Genomic DNA, 21,700 nt, shown 5'->3' with positions numbered 1-21,700 from the left:
GGGGATGGCCAGCACCTTCTCGGGCCTCGGCACCGCCCTGAGCTCCCTGATCGCCCAGCGGCAGGCGCTCACCGTGGCGGGCCAGAACATCGCCAACGCCAACACCCCCGGCTACACCCGCCAGCGCGTCGACCTCGCCTCGGTGCCGGGTGCCCAGGTGCCGTCGATGTTCGCGACCTCCGACGGCGTCGGCATGGGCACGCAGGTCACCGGGATCTCCCGGCTGTCCGACCAGTTCCTCGACACCCAGGTGCGCTCGCACACCGGCACCGCCTCCTTCCTGGCCGCTCGCGCCGATGCGTACACCACTCTGGAGACGAGCCTCGGCGAGCCGTCGACCACCGGCCTGTCCTCCCAGCTGTCGACCTTCTGGGCCGGCTGGCACGACGTGGCGAACTCCCCGGACGACACCGCCGCCCGCACCGTGCTGCTGGACGACGCCCGCCAGGTGACCGAGACGCTGCACGCCCGGTACGGCGACCTGCAGACGCAGTGGCAGCAGGCGCGCACCACCACCGGCACCCTGGTGGACCAGACCAACACGCTCGCGTCGAACGTCGCGGACCTGAACAAGCGCATCCTCGACATCACCAACTCGGGCGGCAGCGCCAACGAGCTGGCCGACCAGCGCGACCAGCTGGTCACGCAGCTGTCCGGCCTGGTCGGCGCCACGGCGCGGCAGCGGGCCGACGGCCAGCTCGACGTGATGGTCGGCGGCAACATGCTGGTGTCCGGGGACCACGTGCGGCAGCTCGCCGTCAGCGGCCCGGCAGCCTTCTCCGGTGCGACGGGTGACCCCTCGGCCGTCCCGCCGGTGGTCGCGGCCGCCGTCCGGGTCGTGTGGGCCGACGCCCCGACGCAGGACGCGGCCCTGTCCGGCGGCCGGGTCGCCGGCCTGCTGACCGTGCTGGCCCCGCCGGACGCCTCCGGCACCGGCGGCATGCTGACCGAGGCCGCCGCGAGCCTCGACACGGTGGCGCAGGCGCTGGCCGACGGCGTCAACGCCCTGCACGGGCAGGGTCAGACGGTCGCCCAGGCCACGGCCGGCTCCACTGCCCCCGGCGGCACCGACTTCTTCGCCATCAGCGGCGGATCAGCGGCCGCCGGCATCTCCGTCGCACTGAGCACCCCCGACCAGATCGCCGTCGCGGCACCCGGCAGCGGGCCGCTCGACGGCTCGGTCGGGCAGAAGATCGCCGCGCTCGCCGACAGCTCGTCCGGCCCCGGTGCCGTCTGGGCCGCCGCCGTGGCGCAGGTCGGCAGCATGTCGGCGTCGGCCTCGTCCCGCAGCGGCGTGGCCGAGCAGGCCCGCGCCTCGGCGGAGACGGCGCAGCAGTCCGGCGCCAGCGTGGACACCGACGAGGAGACCGTCTCGATGCTCGCGTTCCAGCGGGCCTACCAGGGCGCCGCCCGCGTGATCACCGCGATGGACGAGATGCTGGACACCCTGATCAACCGCACCGGAACCGTGGGGAGATGAGCATGCTCGGCCGTGTGACGCAGCAGACGGTGCAGGCCTCGAGCCTGCGCAACCTGCAGTCCAACCTCAGCCGGATGGCCGCTCTGCAGGCGCAGATGTCCAGCGGCACCAAGCTGTCACTGCCGTCGGACGACCCGTCGGCCACGTCGGACGTGATGCGGCTGAACGCCTCGGCCCGTCAGCTCGACCAGTTCGGCCGCAACGCCTCCGACGGCACGTCGTGGCTCACCACCATCGACACCGCCCTCTCGTCCACCACCACCGCGCTGCAGCGTGCCCGCGACCTGACGGTCCAGGGCGGCAACGGCGCCTACGGCGCGACGTCGCGGCAGGCGCTGGCCACCGAGATCGCCGGCATCCGCGACGACCTGCTCAAGCAGGCCAACACGACCTTCCTCGGCCGCACGGTGTTCGCCGGCACGTCCAACACGGGGGCGGCGTACACCGTCGGCACCGACGCGAGCGGCAACCCGACCTACACGTTCAACGGCGTGGCGACGTCCTCCGTGCAGCGGCAGGTCGGCACCGACACCCAGGTGCGGGTCGACTCGGACGGCTCCGCTGTGTTCGGCAACGGCAGCAGCTCGGTGTTCGCGACGCTCGACAGCATCGCCGCGACCCTGAACGCCGGCGGCGACCCGACCTCGCAGCTGGCCGACCTGGACAAGCACCTGAACGCCGTCACCAACGAGGCCGCCTCGGTCGGCAGCCGCCAGCGCGTGCTCGACGCCTCGACAGCGGACCTGACCAGCGCGAGCCAGACGGTGAAGATGCAGACCTCCGGCCTGCAGGACATCGACCTGGCCGAGGTGATCATGCAGCTGAAGTCGCAGGAGGTCGCCTACCAGGGCGCCCTCGGCGCCACCGGTCGCGTGCTGCAGCCGACGCTGATGGACTTCCTCAAGTGACCCCCGCCCCCGCCGCCCAGACGGTGACGGTGTCCACCGCCACCGGTCCCCGTCAGGTGCCCGCCGTGCTGCGGTTCGCCGACCCGCTCCCGGGCCTGCCCGGCCGCACCGAGTACGCCCTGGACGCGCTGGACGACGAGGGCCTGCTGTTCGCGCTGCGCAGCGCCCCCGACGCGGCGGCGCCGCGGGTCCGGCTGTTCGTGGTGAGCCCGGGCCTGTTCTTCCCGGACTACGCGCCCGCCATCCCCACGGACGCGCTGGACGGCGTGCGCGGGCGCCCGGTCGGCGGTCCTGCACCGGACCCGGTGCTGCTGAGCGTGGTGCACCCGGGCGAGGCGGACGGCGAGCACCCGACGGCCAACCTGCTCGCGCCCCTCGTGGTGAACCCGAGCAACGGGCGTGCCGTGCAGACGGTCCTCGACGAGGACCTGCCGCTGCGCGCCCCGCTGGGCTGACGCCGAACCCTCAAGACGAGGTCGCTCCGGCCGATGGACCGGACATGCCCCACTCGTCGCCGTCGTCCCCGGTCGCCGTCTACCGACAGCCGGTCGTGGACCTCGACCGCAACGTGCGCGCGTACGCGCTGCGCGCCGCCACCTCCGCCGTCGCGACCGACCCCGTCGCCGAGGACCTGGTCGAGGCGCACTACGCCCAGCTGGACCTGACCGAGCTCGCCGGCGACGCCCCGGTGATCCTCCGGGCGACGGCCCGCATCCTGTCCGGCGCCCTCCCGCTGCCGACGGCTGCCCAGGGCACCTGGCTCGAGCTCACGGCACGGATGGCCGCCGACCCGGATGCCGCCACGCACGTCGTCACCCTGCGCACCCGGGACGTCCGCACGGTGCTGGGCGACTACGCCGCCACCCCGGGCCAGGACGCGCTGCTGCCCCTGGCAGGCTGGGCGAAGGTGGACGCGACCGCGGAGCCCGAGCGGCTGCGCGCGCTGGTCGAGCGGGCGCACGCCCTCGGCGGCCAGGTGATCGCCGAGCGCGTGGGCACCGCACGCGACCTGCAGGCGGCCCAGGCAGCAGGCGCCGACCTGCTGCAGGGCCCGATGCTGGTGCGCCGCGAGGAGGCGCAGACCCGCGAGGGCTCCGCCGGCGAGCTCCAGTGCCTCGAGCTGGTCCGGCTGCTGTCCGTCGAGGACGAGATCAACTTCACCGCGGTGGCGAACATGGTCGCCAGCGACCCCGAGATGTCCGTGCGCGTGCTGCACATGGTCAACTCCTCGGCGTTCGCCCTCGCCCGCACCGTCGACTCCGTCCGCACCGCCGTGGTGCTGATGGGTGCCCGCCGGCTGGCCGCCCTGGCGATGGCCTCGCTGATCGACGCCCGCCCGACGGCCGTCGGGCCGCTGTGGGCCGTGCTGACCCGTGCGCTGGCCTGCCGCACCCTCACCGACGAGACCGGCTACACCGTCGGCCTGCTGTCGGCGGTCAGCGCCCAGCAGAACCTGTCCCTGGCGACCATGGTGCGGCGCACCGGCGTCTCGGCCCAGGTCGCCGACGCGCTGCTGAACGGCGCCGGTCGGTACGGCGCCGTGCTCGCGGCGGTGGTCGCGTACGAGGCCGACGACCCGCAGGCCGTCATCGCCACCGGCATCGACCCGTTCGCCGTCGCCCACGCCTACCTCGACGCGGTGCCGGCGGCCCTGTCCACCGCGACCGCCCTGTGCGTCGAGGCCGTCTCGGCCTGACCTCGGGCCACGCCCCGGCGCAGCACCCTCCGGACACAGCAACCTCTCAGCGGACTTCAGGCGCACGGCCAGCCCGCGGTGCCAGGCTGCGAACGTCATGCCCGGCCACGGCCGCCGCGACGTCCCGGTCGCGTGGGTGCGGGTCCGGCAGCCGCAACGATGCAGCCGCAACGAAGGGGTGCCCCCGCGTGAGCTACAACCGGTCCGCCAAGCAGAAGGTCAGCCGCAAGCAGCGGCGTGCGGAGGACCGCGAGCTGGCTCGCCTGGAGCGGGAGCGCCGGGCCGCCCGTGCCCGACGACGCCGCATCGGCCTGCGTGTCGGCGCGGTGACCTCCGTCGTCGTGGTGGTGGCCGGCGTCGCCGTGGCGGTGCAGGCGCACGCGCGCGCCCTGCAGGTCGGTCCGCGGAACATGATGAGCGACGGCCTGCTGATCACCGGCGACGGCAGCACCCTGGCCCCGGCGACGAGCGCGCCGATCCCCGCGGGCGGCACCCCGACCCCGCACCCGGTCAGCACCGGCTCGGGCGCGCTCGACCTGGTGGTCAGCCTCGACTACGGCGACCCGCGGTCGGCGGCGTTCTGGGCCGCCAACGGCAGCACCATCGAGCAGTGGGTCACGTCCGGAGCCGCCACCCTGGAGATCAAGCCCGTGGCGCTCTCGTCCGGTCGGACGGCGTACACACCCACCCCGGCGCCCAGCCCCAGCACCCCGGCGGCGTCGCCGTCGGCCACCCCGTCGGCCACGCCCGGCCCCACGACGTCGTCCTCGGCCACCCCGTCGGCCACGCCCACGCCGACCGCCACCACCAACACCGAGACGACCGCCCAGGACTACGCGCTGCGCGCCGCGAACGCCTTCGCCTGCGTCGCCAGCTACCAGCCGAGCTCGGCCCTGGCGGTCAACGACGCCCTGTTCACGGCGCAGCACACCTTCGGCTCCGCGGGCCTGACCCAGGCCCAGCTCGTCACGCTCGCCACCAACGCCGGCGTCACGTCCAGCACCGTGAGCTCGTGCATCACCAGCCGCCGCTACGTCGACTGGGCGCAGCAGGCCACCGACCGCTCGGGGGTCACGGGCGTGACGGTCGACGTCGCGGGCCGGCCGTACACCGGCTCGGTCGACGACACCACGGCGTTCTCCACCTTCGTCGCCTCCGTGTACAGCTCGCTCGCCGCCTCGGCGTCGGCCGCCACGGCCACGCCGACGCCGACCGCCACCCCGGCCCAGACGTCCACCCCGACGCCGGTGGCCACCCCCGCCGGCTGACCGAGGCCGGTTTGACCACGGCCGGCTGACCGAGGCCCGCTGACCACGGCTGACCCACGGCCGGCAGACGCCCGACCGCCTTGCCCCGGCCACCCGAGGACCGAGGGGCCCAGTCCCGCCGTCGACCCCTGTGGCATGATGACTGCGCGCGGACCTCTCGGTCCGCGTACCCGTCGTCGTCGACGGTGTCGACGACGACACCTCCCCGGTCCGCTGTGGTCCGGGGCAGCTCTTCACTCGGATCGTCCGGCACGTACCTGCCGGTGAAGGGATTGGCACAGTCATGGCTACGGTCACTTTCGACCACGCGACCCGGATCTACCCGGGCACCGAGCGTCCCGCGGTGGACTCGCTCGACCTGCACATCGAGGACGGCGAGTTCCTCGTCCTCGTCGGCCCCTCCGGCTGCGGCAAGTCGACCTCCCTGCGCATGCTCGCCGGCCTCGAGGACGTCAACTCGGGCAACATCTTCATCGGCGACCGCAACGTCACCGACGTGCAGCCCAAGGACCGGGACATCGCGATGGTGTTCCAGAACTACGCGCTGTACCCGCACATGACGGTCGCGGACAACATGGGCTTCGCCCTGAAGATCGCCGGCACCCCCAAGGCGGAGATCCGCACGCGGGTGGAGGAGGCGGCCAAGATCCTCGACCTGACCCAGTACCTCGACCGCAAGCCGAAGGCCCTGTCCGGTGGTCAGCGTCAGCGCGTCGCCATGGGCCGCGCCATCGTCCGCCAGCCGCAGGTGTTCCTCATGGACGAGCCGCTGTCGAACCTCGACGCCAAGCTGCGCGTGCAGACGCGTACGCAGATCGCCGGCCTGCAGCGCCGCCTCGGCGTCACCACGGTGTACGTCACGCACGACCAGACCGAGGCCCTGACCATGGGCGACCGGATCGCCGTGCTCAAGGACGGCCTGCTCCAGCAGGTCGGCACCCCGCGCGAGATGTACGACCGCCCGGCCAACGTCTTCGTCGCCGGCTTCATCGGCTCCCCGGCCATGAACATCGGCACGTTCCCGGTGCTCAACGGCGCGGCGAACCTCGGCTCCACCCGCGTGACGCTGCCTCGCGAGGCGATCACGGCGCTGTCGGACGACGACAAGGGCCACATCACGGTCGGCTTCCGCCCGGAGGACCTCGACGTGGTGCCGGCCGGTACCCCGGACTCCATCCCGGTGTCCGTGAACATCGTCGAGGAGCTCGGCTCCGACGCGTTCGTGTACGGCTCGCTGACGGACGACTTCGGCAACGCCGAGACCATCCACTCCGGTGCCGGCGACGCGCAGGTGATCGTCCGCATCGACCCGCGTGGTGTCCCGGCCAAGGGTGAGAAGATCGCCGTCAAGGTGCGTCCCAACGACCTGCACCTGTTCCACGCCGGTACGGGCGAGCGCTTCTGATCCGCTCCACGTGACGCCCGTGAGGGGCGGGACCGGCACCCGGTCCCGCCCCTCACGTCGTCTCGGAGCCTTCCGGGCGCTCGTTCGCCGACCCGCACCATCGCGCGCCCGGCCCACCCAGCCCGTCGCGCCCGCCCAGCCCGCCGAGAGGACCACGATGGCGCAGAGCCTGCAGATCACCGCCGCCTCGGCAGACCCGGCGCTGCTCGATCTGCCGTGGCACATCGCCCTGGAGGACTGGCCGACGTCGGCCCTCGCCGCCCTGCCACGCGGCATCTCCCGGCACATCGTGCGGTTCGCCCGCCTGTCCGGACGCGTGATCGCGGTCAAGGAGATCGGCGAGTCCGTCGCCTTCCGCGAGTACGAGCTGCTGCGCCAGCTGCGCCGGCTCGACGTGCCGAGCGTGGTCCCCCTGGGCGTGATCACCGGCCGGCACGCCCCCGACGGGGAGCCGCTCGAGGCCGCCCTGATCACCGAGCACCTGCAGTTCGCCCTCCCCTACCGGGCGCTGTTCAGCCAGTCGCTGCGCCCGGACACGGCCACCCGGCTGATCGACGCGCTCGCGGTGCTGCTGGTGCGCCTGCACCTGGCGGGCTTCTACTGGGGCGACGTCTCGCTGTCGAACACCCTGTTCCGCCGCGACGCCGAGACGTTCGCCGCGTACCTGGTGGACGCGGAGACCGGCGACCTGCACGAGAGGCTGACGGACGGACAGCGGTCGTACGACCTGGAGATCGCCCGGGTCAACATCATCGGCGAGCTGATGGACCTGCAGGCCGGCGAGTTCCTGGAGGACGACACCGACGCCGTGGCGATCGGCGACGCCCTGGCGGTCCGCTACGAGGAGCTGTGGCGGGCGCTGACCGAGGTGGAGTCGTTCGGGTTCGGCGACCGCTGGCGGGTGCAGGCCCGCATCGACCGGCTCAACGACCTCGGCTTCGACGTCGACGAGATCGACATCACCACCGACGTCGACGGCACCACGGTGCGCATCCAGCCCAAGGTCGTCGACGCCGGCCACCACTCCCGGCGCCTGATGCGCCTGACCGGCCTCGACGTGCAGGAGAACCAGGCCCGGCGCCTGCTGAACGACCTCGACGAGTACCGGGCCGCAACGGACCGGCAGCGCGAGGACGAGGCGTTCGTCGCCCACGACTGGCTCACCGAGGTGTTCGAGCCGGCCGTCCGGGCGGTACCCCGTGAGCTGCGCGGCAAGCTGGAGCCGGCACAGGTGTTCCACGAGCTGCTGGACCACCGCTGGTTCCTGTCCGAGCAGCAGCACCGGGACGTGCCGATGGACGAGACGGTGGCCTCGTACCTGTCGACGATCCTGCCGCTGCGCCCCGACGAGCAGGCGATCCTCGGTGGGCTGCCGGGCGACCTCCGCGACGAGACCGGCGCCATCCCCAGCGTGGAGGCCGCGGCGGCGGACGAGGCAGCGGTGCAGGACGCGGTAGCCCAGGACTGACGCCCGCCTACGGGCACGGCCCCGACGTCCGGGTCGTCACGTCACCAGCCGGTGACGGCAGGAGGTCAGCCGACCGAGCGGGCCTTCGCCACCTCGTACAGCGCGATCCCGGCGGCCACCCCGGCGTTCAGCGACTCGACGGCCGACGCGATCGGGATCGCCGCCACCGCATCGCACTGCTCGCGCACCAGGCGGGACAGCCCCTTGCCCTCCGAGCCGACCACCAGCACCAGCGGGTCGCCGGAGAACGGCAGGTCACCCACCGACACGTCGCCGTGCCCGTCCAGGCCGACGACGAACACGCCCGCCTGCCGGTACTCCGCCAGCGTGCGCGCCAGGTTGGTCGCCCGCGCCACCGGCACGCGCGCGGCGGCACCGGCGGACACCTTCCACGCCGCCGCGGTCACGCCGGCGGAGCGACGCGACGGCACCAGCACGCCGTGCGCGCCGAACGCGCCGGCGCTGCGCAGCACCGCGCCGAGGTTGCGCGGGTCGGTGACGCCGTCGAGCGCCACGATCAGCGCGGGCTTGCCGGACCGCTCGGCGGTGTCCAGCAGGTCGTCCGGATCGCCGTACACGTAGGCCGGCACCTGCAGCGCCACGCCCTGGTGCACGCCGCCGTCGGTCATCCGGTCCAGCTCGAGGCGGCTGACCTCGAGGATCGGCATGCGGGCGTCGGCCGCGATCGTGATGATCTCGCGGGTGCGGTCGTCGGCCTCGAGCTTGGCGGCGAGGTAGACCGCCGAGGCGGGCACGCCGGCGCGCAGCGCCTCGAGCACCGAGTTGCGGCCGCCGACCACCTCCTTGCCGGGGGTCTGACGGCCCCGGCCGGCCGCGCCGGGCCGCCCTGTACCGGGTCGTCCTGCGCCGGGCCGCCCGGTGGCCGCCGGGCGTGCGACGGAGCCACCCCGCTCCTGTGCCACCTTCCGCTTGTGGGCGGCGTGGTACGGCCGGTCCTCCGCCTTGGGCGTCGGGCCCTTGCCCTCCAGCGCCTTGCGGCCGTGCCCGCCCGTGCCGACGCCGGGGGCCTTCTTCGACCCTGCCTTGCGCGTCGCACCGCGTCGCTGCGAGTTCCCGGCCATCAGCTCTCCTCGTCCCGCGCGGCGAGCGTCCACCGCGCACCGTCCTTCGAGTCCTCCACCACGATGCCGGCGGCACCGAGGCGATCCCTGATGGCGTCCGACGTCGCGAAGTCCTTGGCGGCCCGCGCCTGGGCCCGTGCCGCCAGCTCCGCGCCGACCAGGGCGTCCAGCGCCCGCGCCTCGCGGTCGTCCGAGCGCGCGGAGCCCCACTGCTCGCCGGCCGGGTCCAGCCCGAGCACGTCGAGCATCCCCCGCAGCTCGACCATCGCGGCCTGCACCGCCTCGTCGTCGCCGCGGGCGAGCGCCGAGTTGCCGGCACGCAGCACCTCGTGCACCACCGCGAGCGCGGCCGGCACGTTGAGGTCGTCGTCCATCGCCGCGACGAAGTCCGCGGGGAGCTCGGCCGAGGCGACGGCGGCGGCGTCCGCCGCCCCCACCTTCTCGGCAGCCCGCGCGACGAAGCCGGAGAGGCGGTCCCACGTCGCGGCGGCCTCCGCCAGGGTGCCGTCCGTCCACTCGAGCATCGAGCGGTACTGCACGGCGGTCAGCGCGTACCGCACCACCGCCGCCGGCGTCTGCGCCAGCACCGCGGAGACCAGCAGCCCGTTGCCGAGCGACTTGCTCATCTTGGCGCCGCCCTGCGTCACCCAGCCGTTGTGCAGCCAGTACCGCGCGAACCCGTACCCGGCGGCCCGCGACTGCGCCAGCTCGTTCTCGTGGTGCGGGAACCGCAGGTCCAGGCCGCCACCGTGGATGTCGAACGAGTCGCCCAGGTACCGGCGGGCCATCGCGGAGCACTCCAGGTGCCACCCGGGGCGGCCGCGGCCGAACGGGGTCTCCCAGGCGGCGGTGTCCGGCTCACCCGGCTTCGGCGACTTCCACAGGGCGAAGTCGTGCGGGTCGTGCTTGTCGGTGCCGTAGGCCGGCTCGTCGGAGGTCTCGACGATGTCGTCCAGGCGCTGGTTGGTCAGCGCGCCGTAGGCCGGGTAGGACCGGACGTCGAAGTACACGTCGCCAGGACCGGTGCGGTAGGCGTGGCCGGAGTCGACGAGCTGGGTCATCAGCTCCACCATCGCCGGCACGTGGCCGGTGGCACGCGGCTCGTAGTCCGGCGGCAGCACGCCGAGCGCGTCGTAGGCGGCCGTGAACGCCCGCTCGTTGGCCATCGCCCACGCCCACCACGGCACGCCGGCGTCCGCCGCCTTGGCGAGGATCTTGTCGTCGATGTCCGTGACGTTCCGGATCATCGTCACCTGGTAGCCGCTTCGCCGCAGCCAGCGCACCAGCACGTCGAAGGCGATCGACGAGCGCACGTGGCCCACGTGCGGCGGCGCCTGGACGGTGGCGCCGCACAGGTAGATGCCGACCCGGCCTTCGACGAGGGGGACGAAGTCACGCACCGCGCGGGTCGCGGAGTCGAAGAGCCGGAGGGTCACCGACCAAGGCTACCGGGGCGGCTGCGTGGGCCCGCGCCCGCCAGGGCTGCCCAGCACGCCCGCGACCAGCACCACCGCCAGGACCAGCACCGCAGGCACCACGAAACCGGCCCGCAGCGTGAGGACGGACCCGACGGCTCCCACCGCGACGCCGCCGAGCACCACACCGACGTAGTTGAAGTAGTTCAGCCGCGCGACGACGGCATCGGCGTGCCCGGGCGCCACGTCGCCGGCCGCCGAGAACGACAGGGGCGGCACCACCCCGAGGCCGAGGCCCACCAGACCGAACCCGGCCACGACCAGCCAGGCGTCGTGCGTCAGCATCACCACGAGCAGACCGACGGTGCCCAGCACCGCGCCGACCCGCACCACCGCCGCCCGGCCGACGCGGCGCACCCCGAGGTCGCCGACCACCCGGGACAGCAGCGTCGTGCCCAGGTAGGCCGCGTAGCCGAGGGGCTGCACGTGCGTCGGGGCGCCGACGTCCTGCGCCAGGAACAGGGCGCTCCAGGCCGACACCGCCGAGTCGACGATGTAGAACGCCACCACCACCAGCCCGAGCATCACCACCGGGCGCCACGGCACGACCGCGCGCAACCCGGGCTCGGCGGTCGGGGCCGGCGGCTCAGCGCCGTCCGCTGCCACCGGCGCCGCCTCGGTCCCGTCAGCCGCCGTCCCGGCGGCAACCGCGACCGTGCCCCCGGACCACCACCCGGCCCGTCGCACCAGCACCGCCGCTGCGACGGCAGCCGGTGTGCCGAGCAGGATCACCGCCACCACGGGATCCGCCGGCCAGCGCGGCGCCAGCGCCGCCACCAGCAGCGCACCGGCGATCCCCCCGAAGGACCACGCCCCGTGGAACCCCGCCAGCAGCGACCGCCCGTACCGGTGCTGCACGGCGACCGCCTGCATGTTCACCGACGCGTCCACCAGGCCCAGGCCGAGGCCGTACAGCAGGAACGCCCCGACCAGCAGGGCGAACGACGGGGCCGCCGCGACACCGACCAGGGCGGCCGCGAGCACGCTCAGCCCTGCGACCAGCCCGCCTCGGCTGCCGGACGCCGAGGCGGCGAGCCGGTCGGCCAGCACCGTGCCGCCGGCCGCCACCAGGCACACGCCGAGGATCACCAGCGTCACCTGGCCGGTGCCGACGCCGTGCCGGCGCTCCAGCACCGGCAGGCTGTTCAGCGTCAGCGCGTAGGACAGCCCCTGGGCCGCGAACGCCACCGAGATCGCGATGCGCGCCCGACGAGCCGCCACCGGGACGGCGAGGCTGCGCGGCAGCGCGTCCGCCGGCGACGCCATCAGACGGGCTGGTCGGCGAGCGGCTGCTCGAGGGCGTCCGTGCGGGCCTGCACGGGGCGGATGTGGGAGGCGAGGAACGCGCCGAACACCTCGAGGGCGGCCAGCGCCTGGTCGCCGTCGTGGTCGGCCAGCCACGCGAGCGTGATGCCGTCCGTCGCCATCACCACCAGCCGCGCGAGCTGGGCGAGCGGCAGGGTCCACTCGACCTGTGCCGCCCGCGCGACGCTCTCCAGGAACGTCCGCGCGGCCTCGTGGCTGACGGAGTACTGCTCGGCGGACACCTGCCGCACCTCGGGGTGACGCATCGAGTAGGTGGTGAGCTCGAAGCTGAGCAGCTGGGCACCGCGCGTCTCCGCGATGTTCGACCACAGGAGGTGCGTCGCGCCGAGGATGATCTCGGCCGCCTCGCCCTCGGGCGGCATCTGCTGCAGGCCCGTGGTCAGGTTCTGCCGCGTGATGTGGTGCGCCATCGACCGCAGGATCTCGTCCTTGTCGCGGAAGCAGTAGTGCACCACCCCGAGCGAGACGCCGGCCTCGGAGGCGATGGCGCGCACGGTGGCGGCGTCGATGCCGTCACGGCTCGCGACGCGGATGGCCGCGTCGATCAGCTGCTCGCGCCGCTCGGCGACGGGCAGTCGGTTCATGGGGCCCTCCTTGTACCGGCGCCGCTCGCGGCACCGCAGCGCCGCGACGAGGCGAATAACCAAGGATGACGATAGTCATAAGTGGCGCGCACTCTGCACCCAGGCGCGAGGCGGTCACCCGCTCGGATCTGCGGTGACCGGCTCTCAGGAGCCGACGGGCAGCACCAGCGCCGTGGCGACGGCCGCGACGCCCTCGCCGCGGCCGGTCAGCCCCAGGCCGTCCGTGGTGGTCGCGGAGACCGTGACCGGGGCGCCCGCCGCCGCCGACAGGGCCGCCTGGGCCTCGTCCCGCCGCGCCCCCAGGCGCGGCCGGTTGCCGATCACCTGCACGGCGACGTTCCCGACGACGAACCCGGCGGCGCGCACGCGCCGCGCCGTCTCCGCCAGGAGGGCCGTGCCGGCCGCACCGGCCCAGGCGGGGTCCGACGTGCCGAACTGCGAGCCCAGGTCACCGAGCCCGGCGGCCGACAGCAGGGCGTCCGCGGCGGCGTGGGCGGCGACGTCGGCGTCCGAGTGCCCCGCCAGCGGTCGCTCCCCCGGCCACTCGAGGCCGGCGAGGTGCAGCACGGCGCCCTCGGCGGGATCCGGGTCGTAGGCGTGCACGTCCACGCCGATACCGGTGCGGGGCAGTCGACCGGCCAGCGGCTCGCCCGTCGTCACGGCGCCACCGCCGCCAGCACCTCGGACAGGTGCAGGTCGCGCGGGGTGGTGATCTTCACGGCGCGCTCGTCCCCGGCCACCATCCACACCGGCAGCCCGAGGGCCTCGACCAGCCCCGCGTCGTCGGACGCCGCGGTCGCCTCGCCCACCGCCCGGTCGGCTCCCGCCCGGTGCGCCCGCACCAGGACGTCCCGGTCGAACCCCTGCGGCGTCTGCACGGCGCGCAGCTCCTCCCGCGGCACGGTCGCCAGCACCGGCGCACCCTCGGCGCCGCCGGCACCGACCCGCTTGATCGTGTCCGTGACGGCCAGGCCCGGCACGACCGCGGGGTGCCCTGCCCGCACGGCCTGGACCACCCGCGCGACCAGTTCGGGCGGCGCGAAGGCCCGCGCCGCGTCGTGCACCAGCACCACCGTCGCGTCGTCCGGGATCGCCGCGAGCCCCGCCGCCACCGACGCCTGCCGCGTCGCACCGCCGGCCACCACCACGAACGACACCCGGGGACCGAGCCCGGCCCGCAGCAGCGCCTGTGCCGCGGTCACCTGTCCCGCGGGCACCGTGACCACCAGCCGCTCGACACCGGGCCCGTCGGCCGGCCGTGCCGCGAGCAGCGACCGCGCCGCATGCACGACGAGGGCCACCCCCTGCACCGGCACGAAGGCCTTGGGCAGGACGTGGCCCAGTCGGGATCCGCTCCCGGCGGCGGTGAGGATGGCGGCGACCGTCACGGCCGTGCTCCTCGGGCGCTGGTCAGCAGGTGGGTGGCGCGAGGCGGCTCAGGAGGCCAGCACCTCGTCGAGGATGGCCTCGGCCTTCTCCTCCTCGGTGTGCTCCGCCAGCGCGAGCTCCGAGACGAGGATCTGACGGGCCTTCGCCAGCATCCGCTTCTCGCCGGCCGAGAGGCCGCGGTCGGCGTCGCGGCGCGACAGGTCGCGGACCACCTCGGCGACCTTGATGACGTCGCCCGATGCCAGCTTCTCGAGGTTGGCCTTGTAGCGGCGCGACCAGTTGGTCGGCTCCTCCGTGTAGGGGGCGCGCAGCACGTCGAACACGCGCTCCAGACCCTCCTGGCCCACCACGTCGCGCACGCCGACCAGGTCGACGTTCTCCGCCGGGACCTCGATGGTCAGATCACCCTGCGCGACCTTGAGCTTGAGGTAGATCTTGTCCTCTCCACGGATGGTCCGGGTCTTGATCTCTTCGATCAACGCTGCACCGTGGTGCGGGTAGACAACGGTCTCCCCAACAGTGAAAGTCATCTGCAGGTGTCCCCTTTCGCAGTGGCCTATCCTATCACGCCGTATTTCCGGCCAAATGGTCCGGTTCCTGCCGTCGTCGCAGGTCAGCAGGCACGTCCGGAGCGCGGTCCCGGCACGGCGCACGGGGGGTACGGGCCGCTAGGCTGGGCACGCTCAGGACCAAGGTCCTTCCCGCACGTCGGGACCGGAGCCGGGGGCACCGGGCCGCGCAGCGGCCGCAGTCCGTGCACAGGAGGAGCCGTGACCAGCACCCGCCGCCCACGCCGCACGATCGCCGTCGCGGTGCTCGCGGTGGCGCTGCCGCTCGTCGGAGGGCTCGCCGGCTGCTCGGCGACCAACCCGATCCAGACGCAGCGCCCGTACTCGCCGGCCGACGGTGTGCGTGCGACGCTCGGCCCGCTCGAGACGACGAACCTGCTGGTCGCCGGCACGGCGAAGGGCCACGCCGCGGCGCTGTCCGGCGGGCTGGTGAACACCGGCGCGGACGCGCTGACCGTCAGCGTGGCCGTGTCCGGCGAGACGTCGACGTTCACGGTGCCCGGGCACGGGTCGGTGCTGATCGGCACGGGGTCCGACACCGGCCGGACGATGCCGATCCAGTCGCTCGACGCCGACCCCGGGGCGCTGACGACGGTCACGCTGAAGGTGCCGTCCGCCGGCTCGGCCGCCGTGCAGGTGCCCGTGGTGGACGCCTCCTTGCCGCAGTACACGTCGGTGCTGCCGTCACCCGCGTCGGGCTCGGGCGCGACCGCGTCGTCGTCACCGGCCGCCTCCGCGACACCGGGCGCGAAGACGCCGGCGCCGACGCCCAGCACGTCGTCCTGACGGCTGCGCCGGCGCCCCCGGCCCGGTCAGCCGAAGCGGCCGGAGATGTAGTCCTCGGTCTGCTGCTGGCGCGGGGCGGAGAAGATCGTCGCGGTGTCGTCGATCTCCACCAGGCGACCCGGCTTGCCGGCGCCCTCGATGTTGAAGAAGCCGGTGCGGTCGGAGACCCGCGCGGCCTGCTGCATGTTGTGCGTGACGATCACGATCGTGTAGCTCGCCTTGAGCTCGGAGATCAGGTCCTCGATGGCGAGGGTGGAGATCGGGTCGAGCGCGGAGGCCGGCTCGTCCATCAGCAGCACCTGCGGGGTGACGGCGATGGCGCGCGCGATGCACAGGCGCTGCTGCTGACCGCCGGACAGGGACGACCCCGGACGGTCGAGACGGTCCTTGACCTCCTTCCACAGGTTGGCGCCCACCAGGGAGCGCTCCACCAGGTCGGCGGCGTCGGACTTGGAGATCTTCTTGTTGTTCAGCCGCACGCCCGCCAGCACGTTCTCCGCGATCGACATCGTCGGGAACGGGTTGGGCCGCTGGAACACCATGCCGACCTGGCGGCGCACCGCGACCGGGTCGACCGCGGGGCCGTACAGGTCGACGCCGTCCATCGCGACGGTGCCCTCGACGCGCGCGCCCGGGATCACCTCGTGCATGCGGTTCAGCGAGCGCAGGAACGTCGACTTGCCGCAGCCGGACGGGCCGATCAGCGCGGTGACGCTGCGGGGCTCGATCGACATGCTGACGTCCGAGACGGCGAGGAAGGACCCGTAGTAGATGTTCAGGTCCTTCACGTCGATGCGCTGTGCCATGCGGGTCTCGCTCTCTGCTCTCTGCGACGGGGTCTCGTGGTGCTCAGCGCAGCTTCGGCGCGAACAGCCAGGTCACGAGGCGACCCACGAGGTTGAGGATGACGACGATGAGAAGGAGGGTCAACGCCGCGGCCCACGCCCGGTCGAGGTTGATCGACACGAGGCAGTTGGTGGCGTTCCGGGCGCAGCGCGCCGGGCCCTGGTGGTACTGGTCGTAGATGAACACCGGCAGCGTCATCATGCGGCCGGCGAACAGGTTGAAGTTGATCGACGCCGTGGTGCCGACCGCGATGAGCAGTGGTGCCGTCTCGCCGATCACGCGGGCGACGGCGAGCAGCACGCTGGTGGTCAGCCCGGCGACGGACGTGCGCAGCACCACCTTGACGATGGTCAGCCACTTGGGCACGCCGAGGGCGTAGGCCGCCTCGCGCAGCTCGTTGGGCACCAGCCGGAGCATCTCCTCCGACGAGCGGACCACCACGGGGATCATCAGCAGCGCGAGCGCCACAGACCCCATCACGCCCAGGCGGACGCCGGGGCCGAAGAAGATCGCGAACACCGCGAAGGCGAACAGACCGGCGACGATCGACGGGATGCCCGTCATCACGTCGACGAAGAACGTGACGGCCCGCGCGAGCGGTCCCTTGCCGTACTCGACCAGGTAGATCGCGGCGAGCAGGCCGATCGGCACCGAGATCACCGTGGTGCCCAGCGTGATCAGCAGGGTGCCGGCGATCGCGTGGTAGGCACCGCCGGCGTCCATGCCGCCGGACACGTTGCGCATCGAGTGCTGCAGGAAGTACGGCGTGAACTTCGCCAGACCGTGGCTGAGCACGGTCCAGAGCAGCGAGAACAGCGGCGTGATGGCCAGGAAGAAGGCGGCCCAGACGAGCCCCGTCATCATCCGGTTCTTGCGCTGCCGGCCGCGGTCGACCGACGTGAGCAGCTCGCGGAGCGCGTTGTCCGGTCCGGGGGCGGTCGAGGCGGTGGCCGACGCGCTGGTGGCGCTCATCAGTTGGCTCCGGAGAACTCGTTGCGGCGCGAGACGATCCAGCGCGCCAGCATGTTGACCGCCATGGTGATGACGAACAGCGCCAGGCCGGTCGCGATCAGGGTGTTGACCGCCAGACCGCTCGAGTCGGGGAACTTCGCGGCGATGTTCGCCGCGATCGTCTGCAGCACGCCGGAGTCGAAGATCTGGAACGAGTAGCCGGCGCCGCTCGAGGTGGACAGCACCATCAGCACCGCCATCGTCTCGCCGAGCGCGCGGCCCAGGCCGAGCATCGCGGCGGACACCACACCGGAGCGCCCGAACGGCAGCACGGCCATGCGGATCACCTCCCAGCGCGTCGCGCCGAGGGCGAGCGCCGCCTCCTGGTGCAGGTGCGGCGTCTGCTTGAACACCTCGCGGGAGACCGCCGTGATGATCGGCAGGATCATGATCGCCAGCACCAGGGCGGTGGTGGCCATCGAGCGGCCGGTGGCCGTCGCCCGCACCGTCACCCCCGGGATCACGCTGAGCACGTCGGCCACCCACTGCCACAGCGGGGCGATGCGCGGCGCGAGGATCTGCGCGCCCCACAGGCCGAACACCACCGACGGGATCGCCGCGAGCAGGTCGATCACGAAGCCGACGGCACCGGCGACGCGGCGCGGCGCGTAGTGGGACACGAACAGCGCGATGCCGACGGCGACCGGCGTCGCCATCACCAGCGCGAGCGCGGCCGCGACCAGCGTGCCGAAGATCAGCGGGCCGATGTACCCGGCCAGGTTGTGCGCGCCGGGGGGCAGGTTGCCCTCGGTCTGCAGCTTCTCCGGTGACGCGGTGATCGCCGCCCAGCCCCTGATCAGCAGGAACACCGCCACGGCGGCCAGGACCACCAGCAGCAGCACACCGGCGGCCGTGGCCGCCCAGCGGAACACGCGGGACATGCCGCGCTCCGGGACGCCCCGCGCGCGGGTCGCCCGCGGGCCGGAGCTGTCACCGCCCCGCGGGGCCTTCGATGCATCGAGCGTGGGTGCGCTCACCACTGGGACCTTCTCATCGCTTGATGGTCAACGGGAACTTCGCCGAACGCTAGTGCCGGTGGCAAGGGCGCCCTGGTGGGGCGACCCTGCCACCGGCAGGTGTGCGTCAGCCGGCAGAGCCGGTCAGCCGACCTTGATGGCCGCGACCGAGGCCGCCGCCTTCTGCGCGAGCGCGCCGGTCATCGGCGCCGAGCCGGCCGCCTGGGCGCCGGCCTTCTGGCCCGCGTCCGACACCACGTAGCTGAGGAACGACTTGACGAAGCTGCCCTTGGCCGAGTCGCTGTAGCTGGAGCACGCGATCCCGTAGGAGACCATCAGCAGCGGGTAGTCGCCGGCGGCCGAGGCCTTGCGGTCGATGTTGACCACGATGTCGTTCGCCGGGCGGCCCGTGGCCAGCGGCGAGGCGTTCACCACGGCGGCTGCGCCATCGGCCGACGGCTTGTTCCAGGCGGAGCCGACCTTGAGCGCCGCGACCCCGACGCCCTGCGGGACACCGGACTCGTCGATGTACGCGATCGCTCCGTCGGTGCTCGTCAGGACCCCGGCGACACCCGAGGTGCCCTGCGCCGAGTCGCCACCGTTCAGCGGCCACGCGTCGTTCTTAGCGTTGGTCCACACGTCACCGGCAGCCTTGTTCAGGTAGTCGGTGAAGTTGTTCGTGGTGCCCGACTTGTCGGACCGGTGCACGGTGGTGATCTTGGTCGACGGCAGGGTCACGCCCGGGTTGTCCGCGGCGATCGCCGGGTCGTTCCACGTGGTGATCGCGCCGGTGAAGATCTTGGCGATCGTGGCCGGTGCGAGGTTCAGCGAGGAGACGCCCTTGAGGTTGAACGCCACCGCGATCGGCGAGATGTACACCGGGATGTCCCAGGCGCCGTCGGTGCCGCAGACCTTCTGCGACTGGGTCAGCTCGTCGGTGCTCATCGCGGCGTCCGAACCGGCCCAGGCCACGCCACCGGCGAGGAACTGCTGACGGCCCGCACCCGACCCGGCCGGGTCGTAGTTGATGGTCAGGCCGGAGTTCTGCTGCTGCATGGCGGCGATCCAGGCCTGCATCGCCTGCTGCTGCGCCGAGGAGCCGGCACCGGAGAACGTGCCCGAGATGGCCGGTCCGGCGCTCGTGGCGCCCGAGCCCGACGTCGCCGACGAGCCGCTACCGGCCGTGGCGTTGTTGTTGTCCGAGCCACAAGCGGCCAGCGCCAGGGCGGTGAGCCCAGCCAGCACGGCGGCGCCCACTGCGTGCGTTCGCTTCACTATGTTCCCCATCGTCTCGTCGTAGCGCCGTGCGCGGCGCTGTCGAGGGCAGACGTTAGGGACCCGAGGTGACCGGTTTCCCGGCGGAAGGTGAACCCCGGGTGAACGCTGGACGACGATCTGGTCGCGCGTCCGAGTTCTCCGACGCGGCCCCCGCAGCCGGAGCTACTCGTCGGCGGAGAGCTTGTAGCCCAGACCGCGCACGGTCGTCAGCAGGCGCGGGGTGGACGGGTCGTCCTCGATCTTCGCCCGCACCCGCTTGACGTGCACGTCGAGCGTCTTGGTGTCCCCGACGTAGTCCGCACCCCAGATCCGGTCGATCAGCTGGCCGCGGGTCAGCACCCGCCCGGGGTTGCGCAGCAGCAGCTCGAGCAGCTCGAACTCCTTCAGCGGGAAGGCGACCTGCTGGTCGTGCACCTTCACCACGTGCCGGTCGACGTCCATCTCCACCGGGCCCAGCACCAGCCGGGTCTGGTCCTCGTCGGCCACGTCGCCGTCCGGCGCGGCCGCCACCGGGGCGGGGGCCTCGCGTCGCCGCAGCACCGCCCGCACCCGTGCGAGCAGCTCGCGCGACGAGTAGGGCTTGGTGACGTAGTCGTCGGCGCCGAGCTCGAGGCCGACCACCTTGTCGATCTCGCCGTCCTTGGCCGTCAGCATGATCACCGGGACGTCGCTGACCGCACGCAGCCGCCGGCACACCTCCGTGCCGGGCAGGCCGGGCAGCATCAGGTCGAGCAGCACGAGGTCCGCACCGGTCTCCGCGAACCGGTCGAGCGCGTCGGGGCCGGTGGCCGCCGTGACCACGTCGTACCCCTCGCGGCGCAGCAGGTACTCGAGGGGCTCGCGGTAGGACTCCTCGTCCTCGACGAGCAGGATGCGGGTCACTGGGCGCTCCCGGGTGCGGACGTGGGACGGTCGGCCGGCGACGCCGGCTCGGCGGTGGAGGCGGTGGTGACGGTGGAGGCGCTGCTGGTGGTGGCGCTGCCGGCGGACGTGCCGGTCGGCTCCTCGGCGCGCGGCAGGCGCAGCGTGAACGTCGAGCCACGGCCGGGTTGCGACCACACGGTGACGTCACCGCCGTGGTCGGCGGCCACGTGCTTGACGATCGACAGGCCGAGGCCGGTCCCTCCGGTGTTCCGCGAGCGCGCCGGGTCCACCCGGTAGAAGCGCTCGAAGATACGGTCCTGCTCGGTGGGCGGGATGCCGACGCCCTGGTCGACCACGGCGATCTGCACCAGGTCGGCCGTGGTGGACACGCCGACGCCGACGCGGGTCGCGTCCGGCGAGTACGCCACGGCGTTGTCCAGCAGGTTGCGCACGGCCGTGACCAGGAGGTTCCGGTCACCGAACACCCGCGCGCCGGTCTGCCCGCCGACGTCGATGACGATCCGCTTGCCGCTGGCCGTGGTCCGGGCGCGGTCCGCCGCCTCGACCAGGACGCTGTCGACGTCGACCAGCTCCATGTCCTGCAGGGCGTCCGTCACCTGCAGGCGGGACAGCTCGATGATCTCCTGCACCAGCAGGGCCAGCCGCTGCGCCTCGGACTGCATCCGGGCGGCGAACCGGCGGACGGCGGCCGGGTCGTCGGCGGCGTCCTGCACCGTCTCGGCGAGCAGCGACAGGGCGCCGACCGGCGTCTTCAGCTCGTGCGAGATGTTCACCACGAAGTCCCGCCGCATCGCCTCGAGCCGGCGGGCCTGGGTGAGGTCCTCCGCGAGCACCAGCAGCAGGTGCGGCATCACCTGGGCGACGCGCACCTCGAGCAGCAGCGTGCCGGAGCCGACCGGGCCGCGCGGCAGGTCCAGCTCCGCGTCCCGGATCACGCCGTCGCGGCGCACCTCCGCCACCATGTCGCGCACCGCGGCGTGCACCAGGCGACCGTCCCGCACCAGGCCCAGCGCATGGGCGGGCGGGCTCGCCCGCACCACCCGGTCCGCGTCGTCCAGCACGATCGCCGACGAGCGGAGCACGGCGAGCGCCCGCACCAGGCCCTCGTCCAGCTCGGGCTCCGGTTGCGGCGGGACGTGCCGCTGGGCACGCTCGCTCAGTCGGAAGGCGAGCGTCGCGCCCACTCCCACGAGCAGCCCGACGAGGCCTCCGACGAAGGAGGCGAGCTCGGTGTCCACAGCGCCACACCCTAGGGGCCGACGCCACGGCCAGGTCCCACCGGAGGGGC

Annotated in this window: 21 protein-coding genes; 8 read left to right on the top strand and 13 right to left on the bottom strand. The window is 73.4% G+C overall.

Features of this window, described 5'->3' with window-relative positions; all coding sequences use genetic code 11:
* The first annotated feature begins 4 nt into the window (after positions 1-4).
* The 7 genes from flgK to ACFQTY_RS03070 all read left to right on the top strand — a co-directional run bounded on the left by flgK (position 5) and on the right by ACFQTY_RS03070 (position 8,225).
* On the top strand, positions 5-1,480 hold the full coding sequence (flgK, locus tag ACFQTY_RS03100) for a flagellar hook-associated protein FlgK (RefSeq protein ID WP_378097128.1): 1,476 nt from the start codon (positions 5-7) through the stop codon (positions 1,478-1,480).
* Positions 1,477-2,388: a flagellar hook-associated protein FlgL gene (gene flgL, locus ACFQTY_RS03095; RefSeq protein ID WP_378097125.1), complete on the top strand. Its 912-nt coding sequence runs from the start codon at positions 1,477-1,479 to the stop codon at positions 2,386-2,388. Before flgK ends, flgL begins: the two co-directional genes overlap by 4 nt.
* Positions 2,385-2,843 carry a flagellar assembly protein FliW gene (locus ACFQTY_RS03090; RefSeq protein WP_378097122.1) on the top strand — a complete coding sequence of 153 codons (459 nt, stop codon included), beginning with the start codon at positions 2,385-2,387 and terminating at the stop codon, positions 2,841-2,843. The genes flgL and ACFQTY_RS03090 overlap by 4 nt, the downstream gene beginning before the upstream one ends.
* Positions 2,844-2,887: 44 nt before the next feature.
* Positions 2,888-4,084, top strand: a complete 1,197-nt coding sequence (locus tag ACFQTY_RS03085; protein ID WP_378097119.1) for an EAL and HDOD domain-containing protein — start codon at positions 2,888-2,890, stop codon at positions 4,082-4,084.
* 188 nt (positions 4,085-4,272) lie between these two features.
* Positions 4,273-5,352, top strand: coding sequence for a DsbA family protein (locus ACFQTY_RS03080; RefSeq protein WP_378097116.1), 1,080 nt, complete (start codon positions 4,273-4,275; stop codon positions 5,350-5,352).
* A 283-nt stretch (positions 5,353-5,635) separates the two neighbouring features.
* Positions 5,636-6,757, top strand: coding sequence for an ABC transporter ATP-binding protein (locus ACFQTY_RS03075; RefSeq protein WP_291758218.1), 1,122 nt, complete (start codon positions 5,636-5,638; stop codon positions 6,755-6,757).
* Positions 6,758-6,914: 157 nt separating this feature from the next.
* A complete protein-coding gene (locus ACFQTY_RS03070; protein WP_378097112.1) occupies positions 6,915-8,225 on the top strand; it encodes a DUF4032 domain-containing protein in 1,311 nt (436 codons plus the stop codon).
* Positions 8,226-8,290: 65 nt separating this feature from the next.
* On the opposite strand, the gene rlmB is transcribed toward ACFQTY_RS03070, so the two are convergent.
* The 7 genes from rlmB to ACFQTY_RS03035 all read right to left on the bottom strand — a co-directional run bounded on the left by rlmB (position 8,291) and on the right by ACFQTY_RS03035 (position 14,611).
* On the bottom strand, positions 8,291-9,307 hold the full coding sequence (gene rlmB, locus ACFQTY_RS03065; RefSeq protein WP_378097109.1) for a 23S rRNA (guanosine(2251)-2'-O)-methyltransferase RlmB: 1,017 nt from the start codon (positions 9,305-9,307) through the stop codon (positions 8,291-8,293).
* The gene (cysS, locus tag ACFQTY_RS03060; protein ID WP_378097106.1) at positions 9,307-10,743 is read right to left on the bottom strand and encodes a cysteine--tRNA ligase; all 1,437 of its coding nucleotides are present in this window, start codon (positions 10,741-10,743) and stop codon (positions 9,307-9,309) included. The genes rlmB and cysS overlap by 1 nt, the downstream gene beginning before the upstream one ends.
* Before the next feature lie 9 nt (positions 10,744-10,752).
* Positions 10,753-12,048, bottom strand: coding sequence for an MFS transporter (locus ACFQTY_RS03055; protein WP_378097103.1), 1,296 nt, complete (start codon positions 12,046-12,048; stop codon positions 10,753-10,755).
* Complete coding sequence (locus tag ACFQTY_RS03050) at positions 12,048-12,692, bottom strand: TetR/AcrR family transcriptional regulator (protein WP_378097100.1); 645 nt, start codon at positions 12,690-12,692, stop codon at positions 12,048-12,050. Before ACFQTY_RS03050 ends, ACFQTY_RS03055 begins: the two co-directional genes overlap by 1 nt.
* Positions 12,693-12,836: 144 nt before the next feature.
* The gene (gene ispF, locus ACFQTY_RS03045) at positions 12,837-13,352 is read right to left on the bottom strand and encodes a 2-C-methyl-D-erythritol 2,4-cyclodiphosphate synthase (protein ID WP_378097097.1); all 516 of its coding nucleotides are present in this window, start codon (positions 13,350-13,352) and stop codon (positions 12,837-12,839) included.
* The gene (ispD, locus tag ACFQTY_RS03040; protein ID WP_378097094.1) at positions 13,349-14,080 is read right to left on the bottom strand and encodes a 2-C-methyl-D-erythritol 4-phosphate cytidylyltransferase; all 732 of its coding nucleotides are present in this window, start codon (positions 14,078-14,080) and stop codon (positions 13,349-13,351) included. The genes ispF and ispD overlap by 4 nt, the downstream gene beginning before the upstream one ends.
* Positions 14,081-14,128: 48 nt before the next feature.
* On the bottom strand, positions 14,129-14,611 hold the full coding sequence (locus ACFQTY_RS03035; protein ID WP_122148867.1) for a CarD family transcriptional regulator: 483 nt from the start codon (positions 14,609-14,611) through the stop codon (positions 14,129-14,131).
* Positions 14,612-14,851: 240 nt separating this feature from the next.
* Here ACFQTY_RS03035 and ACFQTY_RS03030 point away from each other — a divergent pair, with 240 nt between their 5' ends.
* Entirely contained in the window at positions 14,852-15,436 is a 585-nt protein-coding gene (locus ACFQTY_RS03030) for a hypothetical protein (protein WP_378097090.1), read from the top strand.
* 26 nt (positions 15,437-15,462) lie between these two features.
* Here ACFQTY_RS03030 and pstB read toward each other — a convergent pair whose 3' ends face one another.
* From pstB to ACFQTY_RS03000, 6 genes are all read right to left on the bottom strand, one after another.
* Complete coding sequence (gene pstB / locus ACFQTY_RS03025) at positions 15,463-16,242, bottom strand: phosphate ABC transporter ATP-binding protein PstB (protein ID WP_378097087.1); 780 nt, start codon at positions 16,240-16,242, stop codon at positions 15,463-15,465.
* 43 nt (positions 16,243-16,285) lie between these two features.
* A complete protein-coding gene (gene pstA, locus ACFQTY_RS03020) occupies positions 16,286-17,254 on the bottom strand; it encodes a phosphate ABC transporter permease PstA (RefSeq protein WP_378097084.1) in 969 nt (322 codons plus the stop codon).
* Positions 17,254-18,174: a phosphate ABC transporter permease subunit PstC gene (gene pstC, locus ACFQTY_RS03015; RefSeq protein WP_378099081.1), complete on the bottom strand. Its 921-nt coding sequence runs from the start codon at positions 18,172-18,174 to the stop codon at positions 17,254-17,256. The genes pstA and pstC overlap by 1 nt, the downstream gene beginning before the upstream one ends.
* A 219-nt stretch (positions 18,175-18,393) precedes the next feature.
* Positions 18,394-19,524 carry a phosphate ABC transporter substrate-binding protein PstS gene (gene pstS / locus ACFQTY_RS03010; RefSeq protein WP_378097081.1) on the bottom strand — a complete coding sequence of 377 codons (1,131 nt, stop codon included), beginning with the start codon at positions 19,522-19,524 and terminating at the stop codon, positions 18,394-18,396.
* Between the two features lie 165 nt (positions 19,525-19,689).
* Complete coding sequence (locus ACFQTY_RS03005) at positions 19,690-20,409, bottom strand: response regulator (protein ID WP_378097078.1); 720 nt, start codon at positions 20,407-20,409, stop codon at positions 19,690-19,692.
* Complete coding sequence (locus ACFQTY_RS03000) at positions 20,406-21,650, bottom strand: sensor histidine kinase (protein ID WP_378097075.1); 1,245 nt, start codon at positions 21,648-21,650, stop codon at positions 20,406-20,408. The genes ACFQTY_RS03005 and ACFQTY_RS03000 overlap by 4 nt, the downstream gene beginning before the upstream one ends.
* Positions 21,651-21,700 lie beyond the last annotated feature (50 nt).

It is taken from the genome of Cellulomonas sp. T2.31MG-18 (genome assembly GCF_964266755.1).
Classification (GTDB): Bacteria; Actinomycetota; Actinomycetes; order Actinomycetales; family Cellulomonadaceae; genus Cellulomonas.
This window is presented reverse-complemented; position numbering and strand designations above follow the sequence as displayed.

Excerpts from the sequence above, each read along its gene's own strand:
- flgK (WP_378097128.1), top strand. The coding sequence starts at position 5 with ATGGCCAGCACCTTCTCGGGCCTCGGCACCGCCCTGAGCTCCCTGATC.
- flgL (WP_378097125.1), top strand. The coding sequence starts at position 1,477 with ATGAGCATGCTCGGCCGTGTGACGCAGCAGACGGTGCAGGCCTCGAGC.
- ACFQTY_RS03085 (WP_378097119.1), top strand. The coding sequence starts at position 2,888 with ATGCCCCACTCGTCGCCGTCGTCCCCGGTCGCCGTCTACCGACAGCCG.
- ACFQTY_RS03075 (WP_291758218.1), top strand. The coding sequence starts at position 5,636 with ATGGCTACGGTCACTTTCGACCACGCGACCCGGATCTACCCGGGCACC.
- ACFQTY_RS03070 (WP_378097112.1), top strand. The coding sequence starts at position 6,915 with ATGGCGCAGAGCCTGCAGATCACCGCCGCCTCGGCAGACCCGGCGCTG.
- rlmB (WP_378097109.1), bottom strand. The coding sequence starts at position 9,307 with ATGGCCGGGAACTCGCAGCGACGCGGTGCGACGCGCAAGGCAGGGTCG.
- ACFQTY_RS03055 (WP_378097103.1), bottom strand. The coding sequence starts at position 12,048 with ATGGCGTCGCCGGCGGACGCGCTGCCGCGCAGCCTCGCCGTCCCGGTG.
- ACFQTY_RS03050 (WP_378097100.1), bottom strand. The coding sequence starts at position 12,692 with ATGAACCGACTGCCCGTCGCCGAGCGGCGCGAGCAGCTGATCGACGCG.
- ACFQTY_RS03035 (WP_122148867.1), bottom strand. The coding sequence starts at position 14,611 with ATGACTTTCACTGTTGGGGAGACCGTTGTCTACCCGCACCACGGTGCA.
- pstB (WP_378097087.1), bottom strand. The coding sequence starts at position 16,242 with ATGGCACAGCGCATCGACGTGAAGGACCTGAACATCTACTACGGGTCC.
- pstA (WP_378097084.1), bottom strand. The coding sequence starts at position 17,254 with ATGAGCGCCACCAGCGCGTCGGCCACCGCCTCGACCGCCCCCGGACCG.
- pstC (WP_378099081.1), bottom strand. The coding sequence starts at position 18,174 with ATGTCCCGCGTGTTCCGCTGGGCGGCCACGGCCGCCGGTGTGCTGCTG.